A 13,579-nucleotide genomic window follows, 5' to 3' on the forward strand; every position below is an offset into this window, starting at 1 on the left:
GAGATTTATAAATAAAAATTAAGCTTCTTCTCATTTTTACTCCCAAACCTCCTCAATGACCGCCACTACTTCGTCAGATGTCCTGCTGTCGGAATCATCCGCAGCTGCTTCCCCTGCGTCTCGCGTTACTCACGTTATCAACCACATCCAACCCTCACCGGAAACGGTGGTTCTCCTCCTGGCTGTCTTAATTGGCACAGGCACAGGAATGGGTGTAGTTACATTTCACTACTTAATACATCTGATTCACAGCTTGATGCTGGAGAATTTGATGGGCTTAATCTCCGGCTGGGGTGCGTGGACTCTAGCCTGCGTTCCTACAATTGGCGGATTAATTGTTGGGTTAATGCGGCTTGCTTGGCCTGACTTTGGCCCCAACATTTCCTCACTAATTGCTGCTACACAAGGCGCGAAAGAATTGTTACCCCTGCGACCAGTTACGAAGATGGTCGCAGCTGCTGTTTCCTTGGGTACGGGAGCCTCCTTGGGGCCGGAAGGGCCTAGCGCGGAGATTGGTGCTAATTTTGGGATGCTGTTGGGTCAAGTGCTGCAAGTTTCCAGAGAGAGGCAGCAGTTACTCTTGGGTGCAGGGGCAGCTGCTGGTGTTGCGGCTGGATTTAATGCACCGATTGCTGGGGTATTTTTTGCCTTAGAAGTGGTGCTGGGAACGACTTTCGCCACTTCAGCAGTAAGTGTGGTATTGCTAGCAGCAGTTGTGTCATCTTTGATTGCTCAGATTGGGTTGGGCGGTCAACCAGCTTTCACTCTGCCAGTATATGAAGTCCGCAGTCCCCTAGAATTACCTCTTTATATGGGACTGGGTATATTAGCGAGTTTGGTATCGCTGGGTTACACCCAGTCAATTCAACTGTCGCGGCGTTTCTTTCGCGGGCAAATTGCCGGTTTTGAATGGATGCAAAGGGTGCCGCGATCGCTTTGTCCGGTAATTGGCGGTGCAAGTCTCGGCTTAGTGGCTTTACATCTACCCCAAATTCTCGGCATCGGCTATGAAACAATTGCCGCCATGCTTCAGGATGTTGATTTTTCTTTGGGGTTACTGCTTACCCTGCTGGTCTTTAAGCTAGTGCTGACAGCAATTAGTGCGGGTAGTGGTTTGGTGGGCGGCATCTTTGCCCCGGCGATGTTCCTGGGTGCCTCGGTGGGGGCAGCTTACGGCAAAATTTTGGCAGCAGTGTTAGCGCCTGCATCCGCCCACATTGCCGCACCACCTGCTTATGCAATGGTGGGGATGGCAGCAGTCCTTGCAGGCAGTGTCAGAGCGCCCCTGACATCGATTCTGCTACTGTTTGAGCTAACGCGGGACTACCGGATTGTTTTGCCGCTGATGGCAGCAGTCGGCTTAAGTGTCTGGTTGGTGGATCGACTCAAGCCAGCGCCAACCAAAGGTCAAAACGTCCAGCAGCTGGATATTAATGTGGAAAAAGACCTTTCTCAACAGGAAATCTTAACTTCATTGCCAGTTGCAGAAGCAATGCAAACACCTTGTTTGATGCTGGCTGCTTCTTCTTCAGTTTTAGAGGCAGGTTTAGCTTTAACTAATAGTCGTTCTCGCAGTGCTTTAGTGATTGACGACACCCAGCAGTTAATTGGTATTGTCACTTTACAGGATATTAATCGAGCGATGTCTGTAGCGCGATCGCCTGTAATTTCCTCAGCCCAAACCAGCGTTTTAAGCAGCGCCGCTACCAACTCGACCGACAATTTGGCTTATCAGTCGCTTGCTGATATCTGCACAACCGAAATTCTGTATGCAACTCCTGATGAACCTGTGGCTGATGCCTTAGACCGGATGGCGGCGCGGGGACTCCACCAGTTACCAGTTGTTGACCCGAATAATCCTCATCATGTATTAGGTGTCTTGGAAAAAGATGGAATTGCTTTGGCGTGCAGTGTTGCCGCTACTCGCAAAACATTGCGTCGCTATCTCCCTGTGACACTGCCGAAAGAGTTAAATTTACCGCCGCTCAAGAAAACTGCTTAAGTTAGTTATTAGTTATGAAGTTGCGACTGATCACTAATAACTAGCTTTTGCAGGTCGCTCCCACCGCATCTCCTGCAAAAGCCAATTTACATATTGCCTTAACCGGGTATAGAGACGTTGTATACAACGTCTCTACATTCGTCAGGCGTTTTTACTAATGACTAACGACTCCCTGAATCAGGATGCCTCTTCTAATTCTTCGTCTAAGTCTCCTTCTTCCCGGTCAAGTTGTCGCAGATGAATATGTTTCCGTCCCAGAGATATTTCAAACTCATCCCCAGATTGGAGACCCATCTGTTTAGTATAAGCAGAGCCTATCAGCAAATTACCGTTAGACTGGACGCTAATTCTATAGCTGGCACTGCGGCCTCCTCGTCCATTGCCGTTTTGTTTGCCGTCTAACTCAATCCCTTCCGCATCAATAAGGGCATTCAAGAACTTCATCATATTTACTCGCTCTACGCCGCTTTTTGTAACGGTGTAGTAGCCGCAGGCTCTTGCCTTTTCTTCCTTGCTGAGGTTTTCTAACTCTTTAACTTTCTTGACTAGCGTCTCACCAGTTAGAGTTTCGATTTTTTTCTTTTTATTCATCAACTTGCAACGAGAAGTAAGTAATGGAGGGCGGGGATGGTGTTTTAGCTTGACAGTAGCTAAGAATAAAAAACCTTAGCTTTATATCAGCTCATAAAACTATATCATACAGATATCGCTTTATTAATTCAATATATTTGTATTCTTTAAAGGAGAACTTTTTTTATCAGAGTGTTGAATAAGTATAAATATCTGTACCTTGTGAACAACTCAGGTAAGTCAATGATGGTTGTTCCTTTGAAAGCATCAATGTGAAAAAAGATTAAAGAGTGTAGGATGTAGGGGAACGGGGAATGGGGGACGGGGAATGGGGAATGGCGAGTGTTAATTTCCAAGTCATTATCCCCAATCATTTTTTCCCAATACCCTTTTTACCAGTATGAAGCTGACAACTCGCGGACACTACAGTGTAAAGGCACTGCTGGATTTAAGTTTACAACCAGGGTATAGACCGACTTCAGTAAAAGCGATCGCGCATCGGCAAGACCTCCCCGCACCCTATCTGGAAAAATTGTTGATAGAATTGCGACGAGCTGGTTTAGTCAAGTCAGTTCGAGGCGCTCATGGAGGATATCAACTGTCCCGCGAACCTGCAAAAATTTCCCTCGGACAAATATTAGAAGCAGTAGGCGAAACAATCGAACCGCTACCTCGCCACACCCCAGACGCAGAGCTTGCGGAAGATTGGGTAACATTTACTCTTTGGCACAGATTGCACCAAAAACTTAAAGAAGCGTTGTACAGTATTACATTGGCAGACTTATACTATGACGCTCGTAGCTGGCAAGCAGCCCAAGGGGAAGAAACCAGTTTTGTTGTTTAGTCATTAGTCATTAGTCATTCTTAAATAGATTGAAGACTAGAAACTAGGAACCAATGACTGCTGACCCATCGCTGTTTGTTGTTTTAGCGATCGCTGCCAGTATTGATTACATCATCGGCGATCCTTGGGGATGGCCTCATCCAGTACGAGTCATGGGCTGGATAATTTCTCGCTATACCCAAATAGTCTTCAAAATATGGCAGCATCCCCTCGCACTGCGATGGGCGGGAATTATTCTCGCAGTTGGGCTAAACTTAGGCAGCTACTTTGTAGGGTGGTTAATTGTTCAAGCCGCCAACTCGCTACATCTTTTAATCGGAATTGCTCTAGAGAGTATTTTACTTGCCAGTTGTTTCGCTGGTCGCAGTTTGCGAGCCGCAGCTGAAGATGTATTGCAACCTCTAAATTCAGGCGATATTATCACTGCGCGTTCCAAATTGAGTCAATATGTAGGACGCGATACTGAAAATTTATCAGAATCAGAAATCCTCCGCGCTGTTTTGGAAACCGTAACAGAAAACGCCACCGATGGAGTAATGGCACCACTTTTTTATGCCATTGTCGGAGGATTTTTACCCCATGTGGAAGCTGTTCCCCTTGCCCTTGCCTACAAAGCTGCCAGTACCCTTGATTCTATGGTTGGTTACAAGGAAGCACCCTACACAGATTTGGGCTGGTTTAGTGCCAAATTAGAAGATATTCTTACTTGGTTGCCTTGCCGATTAACTGTAATTACTTTAGCTTTAATATCCCGAAAGCCGGGGTATGTTTGGAGCGTGTGCCAGAGGGATGCTATTAAAGATCCCAGTCCTAATTCTGGTTGGAGTGAGTGCGCCTATGCCGCAGTTTTGGGAGTCCAAGTAGGAGGAACAAACTGGTATCGCGGCGTTGCTAAACACAAACCCCTACTGGGAGATGGGATTAACCCGATTACTTCAGTAGAAATTCATCGAGCATTGCAGCTAACGCGGTATTGCTTTCTGATTTGGCTAGGAATAGCGATCGCTACCTTAATAATACTGTCCGTATAAATCACCAGGCATCATCATTATTTTTATGCGATCGCCCGTTTGGGTGAATCCATCGGGCGATGGTACTTAAGTAGGCAGTAGCATAGATTGGATATAGTTTCAAGCCCTGATATGGATTTAGATCGCCTTCCGGGTTCGTAAACCTAGAATTCCTTCTAGGGAAATGGAGCCTATTCAAAATCCAACTGGGTGTATTTACTTTTTAAGTTCCTGTAAAAATTTTGCACTAAAACTATGGAAACTCTTGCATACCTTCACCTATCCACCGCCTACGAAGATTCTCAATCTCAGGCTCGCGAAGTTAAATTATTCCCAGGACTGAATTGGAAAAACTTCCCTAAAAAAGCAAGTTTTCGCTTGCTATCCCTTGCCCTCACCTTAGCCGTTGTGGGTACAGCGGGTAATGCCCTGGCACTTGGGAGAGGCAATAGCGGCTCTCAAGTAGCCACCCTGCAAAGAAATCTCCAAATCGCAGGCTATTATAATGGCCCAGTCACTGGATATTATGGCGATCTGACTAAGGCAGCTGTGATAAGATTTCAGCGATCCAATAGATTAATAGCAGATGGCATAGCTGGCTCTAGAACTTTAGCCGCACTAGAAGGTCGTGGTGGTGAAAGTCCTATAACTGGTGGTGGTTTTGGTCGCAGCACCTTACGACGTGGAAGCAGCGGTTCTGGTGTAACTACGCTTCAGCAAGTTTTGAGAAGCGGAGGCTACTACAACGGGCCGATTACTGGCTACTTTGGTTCGTTAACAGAATCCTCTGTGAAAAGATTTCAACAAGCCAATGGGCTATATGCTGACGGAGTGGTAGGACAGAGTACCAAATCAGCGCTTGCAGCTGACTAATTCTTTAGCTGTGCGGCGACCGCCGCACAGCTAGTTTTAAGAAAACGAGGCGACCGCTTCTAAACAAATAAGTTTAATAGAACGGCTTTTTCAATTAAACTACAACGATTATGATTCAGATGCCCTACTAAATCCGTAGATTTAATATGTCTTCCGAAGTTGTAGAAATTCTCTCTTGCGACGAAATCCGTCGTACCCTTAACCGCGTAGCCTCTCAGGTGGTGGAAAAGTCACGAGACTTGTCTGAGCTAGTGCTAGTAGGCATTTACACTAAAGGCGTAGCATTAGCCCAGATGTTGGCGCGTCAGATAGAAGCACTCGAACAAGTTGAAGTTCCGGTGGGGGCTTTGGATATTACCTTCTATCGGGATGACTTGGATCAAATTGGCATCCGAACGCCTGCGAAAACTGACATTCCTTTCGATCTATCTGGTAAGACGGTGGTGCTGGTAGATGATGTCATATATAAGGGGCGCACCGTCCGCGCTGCTTTGAATGCGGTTAATGATTATGGTAGACCAGCGGCGATTTGGTTAGCGGTTCTGGTGGATAGGGGACATCGGGAGTTGCCGATTCATCCGGATTTTACTGGGAAGAAACTGCCAACGTCGAAGGAAGAACAGGTTAAGGTTTACTTGCAAGATAGTGATGGACGGGATGCGGTGGAGTTAATAAAGTTTTGAGAGGTGTTTTGGGTGAGCGATCGCGTCGGTGCGACAATCGAGATTGTCGATAAACCTGCCAGTATAGATTTTTGAGCTATGAGAGAAACCCAGACGCGAAAGGCAGACCACCTGCGGATTTGTCTGGATGAAGATGTGCAATTTCATCAGACTAAAAGTGGGTTTGAGGGCTACCGCTTCACCCATTGTTGTTTGCCAGAACTAGACCGCAGTGAAGTTGATATATCAACTACGTTTCTCAGGAAACATCTGGGTGCGCCATTGCTGATTTCTTCAATGACTGGAGGAACCCAACAGGCTAGGACAATTAATTATCGTCTTGCTGAGGTGGCGCAACGCTACAAACTAGCGATGGGGGTGGGTTCCCAGCGGGTGGCGGTGGAGAATCCCCAAGTTGCCGATACTTTTGCGGTGCGATCGCTTGCTCCTGATATTCTCTTATTTGGTAACTTGGGCGCAGTACAACTTAACTATAAATATGGCATTGATGAATGTCTGCGCGTAGTTGACTTGCTCGAAGCCGACGCGCTGATTCTGCATCTCAATCCCCTGCAAGAGTGCATTCAACCCAGAGGCGATACTAATTTTCGGGGTTTGCTTGATAGAATAGCTGATTTGTGCAATAAGCTTTCTGTGCCAGTGATAGCAAAAGAGGTGGGCAATGGAATTTCAGCAGCAATGGCTGTGAAGTTAATCGAGGTCGGTGTGAGCGCCATTGACGTTGCTGGGGCTGGTGGGACATCATGGGCAAAGGTGGAGAGTGAACGAGCGGAAAATGCCCAGCAGCGACGGTTGGGATTAACATTTGCTGATTGGGGGTTGCCAACAGCAGAATGTATTACAAATATTCGAGCAGTTGCCCCCGATATTCCCTTAATTGCCTCCGGAGGATTGCGGACGGGTTTGGAAGTCGCCAAAGCGATCGCGCTGGGAGCAGATTTAGCTGGTCTAGCATGGCCTTTCCTACAAGCAGCCGTTGAATCAGAAGATGCTCTCGACGCTTTAGTTGAGGTGTTGCTCGCTGAAATCACCACTGTATTATTCTGCACTGGTAACGCCACCCTGCCCGATCTGAAACATTCAAATTCTCTACAACCATTACGATGAAATTGGGGATGGGAATTGGGAATTGGGAATTGGGAATTGGGAATTGGTAATCCCACTTTCCCCCAGTCCCCAGTCCCCAATCCCCAGCCCCCCTTCCCCCCTTCCCCCTTCCCCCTTCCCCCTTCCCCAATGCGTAATTTTCTAAAACAAACCTTTGCCAGCACACTCGGAAGCCTATTTGGACTCCTCCTATTTTTTGGTTTGGGGACAACTGGGCTAATATTTTTGTTGGTTGCAGTTGCATCTAGAGATACAGGGCCGCAAGTTGATAATAAATCGGTGCTGGTTATTGACCAGTCTATAAATATTACCGATAGCGAACCGAGTTCCAGCACCTCAGAAGCTCTCAACGAAGCCCTATCAGGTGATAGTCCTGACACACTAACTCTGCGAACAGTTTTGGATTCTATAGAGCAGGCAACCAAGGATAAGCGAATTGTCGGTTTGTATTTAGATGGCAGCGAGTCGTCTAGTTCTGGAACCGGGTTGGCGACGCTCAAGGAAGTGCGTTCGGCGTTGGAAAAATTCCGAGCATCTGGCAAAAAGATTATTGCCTACAACATGGATTTGGGTAAAAAGGAGTATTACTTAAGCTCCGTAGCAGACACCATCGTGCTTAACCCATTGGGGATGATGGAAATGAACGGTCTGCGCTCGGAATCTATGTTCCTGACAGGAGCTTTTCAAAAGTACGGCGTTGGCGTTCAGGTCGTGCGAGTAGGAAAGTTTAAGTCAGCGGTAGAGCCGTATGTGTTAACAAAATTAAGTGCGGAAAATCGACTACAAACTCAAAATTTGCTGGGTGATTTATGGGGAGAATTTCTGACGACGGTGAGCAAAAGCCGTAAATTAAACCCGAAACAGCTACAAGCGATCGCAGATACTCAAGGAGTTTTAGCAGCACCGGAAGCTAAAAAACGCGGCTTTGTCGATCGGGTTGCCTATCTGGATCAGGTGGTCGCAGAGCTGAAAAAGCTAAGTGGCAGTGATAAAGATGATAAATCGTTTCGGCAAATTAGCCTCAGTACCTACGCCAAGGTTGCCAAAAGAGAAGCAAAGGAGCGAGTTTCTGAGAATAAAGTTGCTGTAATTTACGCCGAAGGTGAGATAGTTGATGGGGAAGGCAGTTCTAGACAAGTTGGTGGCGATCGCTTCGCCAGACAATTGCGACGTTTGCGACTCGACAAAGATGTGAAAGCGGTAGTGCTACGGGTGAATAGTCCCGGCGGTAGCGCTTCGGCATCAGAAGTGATTCAGCGGGAAGTGCGGCTTATTCGTCAGGTGAAACCAATTGTCGTCTCTATGGGCGATATGGCGGCATCCGGCGGCTACTGGATTGCTACCTATGCCAACCGAATTTATGCCCAGCCGAATACCATCACAGGTTCGATTGGTGTCTTTGGGTTGCTGCTAAATGTGCAAAAGCTTGCCAATAACAACGGCATCACCTGGGATGTGGTAAAAACCTCCAACCTGGCCGATTCTCAAACCATTTCTCGCCCGAAAACGCCGCAAGAACTGGCGATTTACCAGAAATTTGTGAACCAAATTTACGGTCAGTTTGTTACCAAAGTGGCAGAGTCCCGCAAGATACCAAGAACCAAAGTGGCAGAAATTGCCCAAGGACGGGTTTGGTCAGGTCAAGATGCCAAGCAGTTAGGTTTGGTTGATGATATTGGTGGTGTGGATAAAGCTATTGAGTATGCTGCTAAGCAAGCTAAGTTGGGGAATGATTGGCAACTGGAAGAGTATCCCAAAGCTCGCAGTTTTGAACAAAGGCTTCTCAAGCAGCTTGGTGGTGACGAAAGCACTCAAGCTAAGAAAGCGCCCGATCCGCTGACAGCAGAATTCCTAAAGTTACAAGAGGAGTTGGCGACTTTCAAGGCGATGAACGACCCCAGAGGCATTTATGCCCGCTTGCCCTATAGCCTGCGGATTGATTAAACTTTCTGCTTTCGGCTTGAGTGAATTCTCGTTCCCAGTCTCTGACTGGGAACGCCTATTGATGAGGCGACCGCCTTAGCCTGCTTTCGGCTATTCTTAAGGCGGTCGCCTCCCAGAGATATTTCTTAGGCTGAGCCTAAAAGGGAAAATTTTCCGGAGTACGGAAAAAAGATTCAGAATTGTGGAATTTACTGTAACACTCTGCCTAAGAGTAGAGTAGACTGAACAGTTAGTTCCTTACAAAAATTAAAACATCTATCTATGGTTATAAAAACCAACCGCTTTACCGTGCTGATTGTTTCCTGTAGTGCTGCTGGGGTACTGGTGGGAGGCGTCTCGAACTGGATAGAAAGTCATCAGTGTTTGCAAGCTAAAACACCTACCACAGAGTGCCTATTGCAAGATCCCACTCTTAAAACTATTCAGGGCATGAGTATGGGTTTGATAGCAGGAGCGGGAGCGGCGCTGGGTGCCACTTTCCAACTGAAGCGGCAATAATATTAGGCAATTATACAGCATTTAGCTGTCTTAAAATCTATAGTTGCGATCGCTCACCCAGAAACTAATCGGTACGGCACGCCCAAGGGTATCCACCTTCACTTCCATTACTATAGGTTGTCGTTGTTTGCCCCCACGAGCTTGACTAATATCGTTGTTAATCTCATCCCGCCGATTCTCTGGCATATAGTACGTTTCTAAGCCGTACTCGATAGAGTTTCCTGTGGACTTGCCTTTTAAGGCTATCTGATTATCAGGTAAATACGCAGGGCGATCGCTACTTACTCTCACAGGTTTCCAAGGCTTGGGAGAGCTAGATTTATTGGAAGCAGGCGCTTGTAAAATTACATAGAAGCGAGTCCCTGAAACTAAATATTCTGAAGAAGGCGCAGGCGGCGGCACATTTATCGACTTTCCACCTGCTTGTTGCTTAAGTAACTCTTTCCAGCCCGGAAGACGGCGCAGGGTGTCTAGACTGGAAATGTCATAACTCAAGGTCTGTGAGTATCCGCGTAGGAAGTCGTAAGGATCTACTGGCACAGTCTGTAAAACTATAGATTTACCAGTCATTACAGTATAAAACGGCACCGCAGGAGCTGCGAGAATCACGCTTGTCTGGAACAGCAGGGGAACCCAGAGTCTCCAAGATGGTATGCGTCCAGATAGCGATCGCTGTCCTACAAATGTAGGATTGGTTGATGAGGATTGAGAACTTTGTGTCATGTCGATTTTGGATTATGAATTCAAAGGCATTACATAACAATCACTAGCTTTGGTAAGCATTGCCCACCCTACTACTGACATTTTCAATGTTTAATTGACAGAGTGCGGACATAACGCTCAAACCAAAGCCCGACAGCAATTACAACCACGCCGCATAAAATAAATAGCAGAGACTTTAAGACTAATCCCGTCTCAATTAGCACAAACCAAGTGACAATTCGCAGGGTTACTAACACCATACCACCCCAAAAAGGTTGGCGTTCTCCTTGTGCTAATCCTGCACGCATCAAGCCACCTGCAAACAGAAACAACAGCACGTTAAAAATCAAGGTTGCCAGTTCGGGAATTGGGGTAAAGCTCAGATGCCAGATGGGTATCGCAGCTACTAAACTGATGAAGATTCCAATGGCGATTGTGGTGATCAGACTATCGGAGCGATCGCGTATTCTTCTGGAAAGCCATGCTAGACGCAACCACTCAAAGATGGCTAAGCCGCTTAAAATTAACGCATCCACTAGGGGAAGCCAGTTTAAATTCCTTGGTTGATCTCCAGAGTAGTCTGTGGATAAAATTCTCCAGAAGAAAAATGAGGACAAGATATAAAGCACTACGCCCAAAAATGCCAGCGATAAACTGCGGGCGAGGGGCTGAAATGACCCTGTAGTTGCTAAGGGTTGGGGTTGTCGGTTTGAAGAGTAGAAGTCACCGTAAACCCACAATGAGTCATCATAAGCCCATAATAAAGCTGGTGGCAGGGCGAAGGCGATCGCCAACAGCAAACCTGTTGACCGAAAAGAAAACCATCCCCAGCTCAAAGGTTGTAAATTGGCCAGTAGGGAAGATATGACTGCGATCGCAGCTAATCCAAAAATAACGCGAGAGCGACACCAGTAGGCAAGCGGCAGAAACATCAACCCAGAAATTAGCGGCATATGTTGCCCCATCTGGGATGACCAAGAAAATTCCTCTCCAGCAAGCGTTTCTGACCAGCCTTGTCCTACGTAATCCGCCCAAAAACCCCAGTAACCCAACCCGATAATAATAATCGCGACTACACTCAAAGACGTTAAACGCAGGCTGTAAGCCATTGCCAACACGCCTATTCCCCAGGCGAGCAACAACTCGTAGAACTGACCGCTGATGTGGAACATCTGACCCATCAGCCCCATATTCGCCCCTAAAATCAGCGATCCTAACAGGAGTAAACCATGACCGAGGCGATGTTGCGCCCCCTTGGGTTGTCGCCACAAATAAAAACCCGCCGTATTCACCCCGATAAACAAACTCAACAGTAGCGTCACCTTGCCATTGCGTGGCAACTCCTGCCAGTTCGCTGCTACAAAGGTAATTATCCCCAAACCGATGAGGACACTCCCCAAACCCAGCAAAATCATTACGAAGCGATCGCGTGCGGCAGTATCCAGAGTATTAAACTGATAACGCTCTGATAATTGTTCGTATAGGTCAGTATCAATTAGCCCCTCAGCTTGCCAAAGTTCTGCTTCTTGGCGTAACTGGCGGCGAAACTTATCTGAAACCATAATTTTATCCCAGTTTCGCTCTTATATTTTACTGGCTTCTCTTAAAATAAGTTTTAACCTGCTTACCTCATTGACTTCAAGTAGTTGTGACAGTTTAAATACTGGCAAATAAAAAAGTCTTTGAAAGTTTAAAAAATAGATTGCATACATATGGAAACCCCTTCTAAATTACTGCTTAAACTCAGTCGGCGTTTGTTCGATGATACTTCCGAACAAGAAAAATTTGTAGAGGCATTAATTAATCCTAAATCCTTTCCCCCTTGCATCCTTTGGTGTAAAAAAGAACCTGAAGATTTGCCCTTTGTTGTCGAAACACCGACTTCTTGGCAACCAAGCTTTGTTAACCGCTTAGCCTTGAAAGAAAAACCCGGTAAACATTCACTGCACGAACAAGGATATTATTACTGTCTCGACTTTTCTTCGGTTTTTGCAGCTTCCACTCTCTTAACCATTGGGTCGCCAGTAAATTTAATTTTTGATATGTGCGCTGCACCAGGTGGCAAAAGTGTCTTTGCGTGGAAAGCTTTGCAACCAGAGTTACTGATTTGCAATGAAGTCATAGGTAAACGGCTGGGGATGCTTATTTCCAATTTGAAGCGGTGTAATATTCAATCTTCTGCGGTTATTAACAAAGACTCAGATATCTTGAAAACCACATTTGACCGCACCAGCAACCTTGTGATTGTTGATGCTCCTTGTACTGGACAATCTTTACTTGCCAAAGGGGAGAAAGTACCTGGATGCTTTCACCCAATCGCCATTAATAAATGTGCCAATAGGCAAAAGAGAATCATAGCCAATTCTGCACAAATTGTAGCTCCTCAAGGATATCTTGCTTATATGACTTGTACTTACGCACCTGAAGAAAATGAGCAGGTTTGTGAATGGCTTTTGGAGAAATTTCCTCAATTTAAAGCGATAGAAGTTTCGGGTTTATCAGCCTATCAATCTCATATTACTACTATGCCTTGTTATCGGATGTTGCCTCAAGATGGCTTAGGCGCTGGAGCGTTTACTGCCTTATTTAAGAATACGGAAGAAGGTGAGGCGAAGCAGATTGATTTAGATGTTTTACCTATAATTACTCGTTTATAGGAGGTAGGTTTGGCTGAGGTGACGAAAACCAATTCAACATAAGCGTTTGTTGGGTTTCAGTGTCGTTTAACCCAGCCTAAAATTATTCTTAACTAGGCTTTCGTTTGCGTCTTTTGGGTTAAAAATTTATTGAACCGCAGAGGCGCAGAGAACGCAGAGGAATTTTAAGAAGATTTGGAGGTATTTGGGAGGATTTCTAGTTCTTGATAGCCTGTCTGTTCGTCAAGTGTTCTTAAGAAGGTAAAATTTTCACTTTCGCCTATAACTATTTCGGCGGTTGTGTAAATAATGCAACCGTTATCAAGATGTCCGCCGATGGTTTTTCCTTGTTTATCGGAGATGGCAATATGCAGATGAATGCCAGTAGTTGCTAGGGTGCCATTCAGGGAAAGAATCTCAAACTTATCGTTTAAAACTGTACTATCATTTTGATTTGCAAAGCGAATGGTTGCTAGTTTAAGGCTACCAATTGCAGTTAAAATAAACCCGGCTTTTATCTCTTGCTGTACGGTAAATTCTTTTAAACTTTTTCTTAAGTCTTGGTTTGGTTTCAGTCGGACAGCAAATATTTTCATAAGTTACTTAAGTAGATACACTGGTATCTATTCTTAGATAATGTTTTACTCAGTAATATTACTATACCTACCATTAGATAATATTTTTAGAATAGTGTTAATTTATATTCGCAG

At 45.7% G+C, this 13,579-nt stretch carries 13 protein-coding genes; 9 read left to right on the forward strand and 4 right to left on the reverse strand.

Translation table 11 applies throughout. The annotated features are described in order from the left end of the window. Positions 1-55: 55 nt before the first annotated feature. The gene (locus tag H6F63_RS08095) at positions 56-2,002 is read left to right on the forward strand and encodes a chloride channel protein (RefSeq protein ID WP_190636409.1); all 1,947 of its coding nucleotides are present in this window, start codon (positions 56-58) and stop codon (positions 2,000-2,002) included. A 177-nt stretch (positions 2,003-2,179) separates the two neighbouring features. Here the strand turns inward: H6F63_RS08095 and H6F63_RS08100 are convergent, their stop codons facing one another. Then, the gene (locus H6F63_RS08100; protein ID WP_190418925.1) at positions 2,180-2,593 is read right to left on the reverse strand and encodes an AbrB family transcriptional regulator; all 414 of its coding nucleotides are present in this window, start codon (positions 2,591-2,593) and stop codon (positions 2,180-2,182) included. 379 nt (positions 2,594-2,972) lie between these two features. On the opposite strand from H6F63_RS08100, the gene H6F63_RS08105 reads away from it, so the two are divergent. From H6F63_RS08105 to H6F63_RS08135, 7 genes are all read left to right on the forward strand, one after another. Then, complete coding sequence (locus H6F63_RS08105) at positions 2,973-3,416, forward strand: Rrf2 family transcriptional regulator (protein ID WP_190418927.1); 444 nt, start codon at positions 2,973-2,975, stop codon at positions 3,414-3,416. 53 nt (positions 3,417-3,469) lie between these two features. Further along, complete coding sequence (gene cbiB, locus H6F63_RS08110) at positions 3,470-4,447, forward strand: adenosylcobinamide-phosphate synthase CbiB (RefSeq protein WP_190636411.1); 978 nt, start codon at positions 3,470-3,472, stop codon at positions 4,445-4,447. 234 nt (positions 4,448-4,681) lie between these two features. Then, complete coding sequence (locus tag H6F63_RS08115; RefSeq protein ID WP_190636413.1) at positions 4,682-5,299, forward strand: peptidoglycan-binding protein; 618 nt, start codon at positions 4,682-4,684, stop codon at positions 5,297-5,299. Between the two features lie 146 nt (positions 5,300-5,445). Further along, positions 5,446-5,982 (forward strand): bifunctional pyr operon transcriptional regulator/uracil phosphoribosyltransferase PyrR, encoded by a 537-nt coding sequence (gene pyrR / locus H6F63_RS08120; RefSeq protein ID WP_190418933.1) that lies wholly within the window; start codon positions 5,446-5,448, stop codon positions 5,980-5,982. 78 nt (positions 5,983-6,060) lie between these two features. Continuing rightward, complete coding sequence (gene fni / locus H6F63_RS08125) at positions 6,061-7,089, forward strand: type 2 isopentenyl-diphosphate Delta-isomerase (RefSeq protein ID WP_190636415.1); 1,029 nt, start codon at positions 6,061-6,063, stop codon at positions 7,087-7,089. Positions 7,090-7,218: 129 nt separating this feature from the next. Beyond that, positions 7,219-9,033, forward strand: coding sequence for a signal peptide peptidase SppA (gene sppA / locus H6F63_RS08130; protein ID WP_190636417.1), 1,815 nt, complete (start codon positions 7,219-7,221; stop codon positions 9,031-9,033). 261 nt (positions 9,034-9,294) lie between these two features. Beyond that, entirely contained in the window at positions 9,295-9,531 is a 237-nt protein-coding gene (locus H6F63_RS08135) for a hypothetical protein (RefSeq protein WP_190418939.1), read from the forward strand. Between the two features lie 30 nt (positions 9,532-9,561). Here the strand turns inward: H6F63_RS08135 and H6F63_RS08140 are convergent, their stop codons facing one another. Together H6F63_RS08140 and H6F63_RS08145 are read right to left on the reverse strand one after the other, a co-directional pair. Then, complete coding sequence (locus H6F63_RS08140; RefSeq protein ID WP_190636419.1) at positions 9,562-10,254, reverse strand: GDYXXLXY domain-containing protein; 693 nt, start codon at positions 10,252-10,254, stop codon at positions 9,562-9,564. Between the two features lie 83 nt (positions 10,255-10,337). Beyond that, positions 10,338-11,795, reverse strand: a complete 1,458-nt coding sequence (locus tag H6F63_RS08145) for a DUF2157 domain-containing protein (RefSeq protein ID WP_190636421.1) — start codon at positions 11,793-11,795, stop codon at positions 10,338-10,340. Between the two features lie 150 nt (positions 11,796-11,945). Between H6F63_RS08145 and H6F63_RS08150 the strand changes: the two genes are divergently transcribed. Further along, positions 11,946-12,890 carry an RsmB/NOP family class I SAM-dependent RNA methyltransferase gene (locus H6F63_RS08150; protein WP_190636423.1) on the forward strand — a complete coding sequence of 315 codons (945 nt, stop codon included), beginning with the start codon at positions 11,946-11,948 and terminating at the stop codon, positions 12,888-12,890. A gap of 164 nt (positions 12,891-13,054) precedes the next feature. On the opposite strand, the gene H6F63_RS08155 is transcribed toward H6F63_RS08150, so the two are convergent. After that, positions 13,055-13,465: a PPC domain-containing DNA-binding protein gene (locus tag H6F63_RS08155; protein WP_190636424.1), complete on the reverse strand. Its 411-nt coding sequence runs from the start codon at positions 13,463-13,465 to the stop codon at positions 13,055-13,057. Between the last annotated feature and the right edge of the window lie 114 nt (positions 13,466-13,579).

It is taken from the genome of Trichocoleus sp. FACHB-40 (assembly GCF_014695915.1).
Lineage (GTDB): Bacteria > Cyanobacteriota > Cyanobacteriia > Cyanobacteriales > FACHB-T130 > Funiculus > Funiculus sociatus.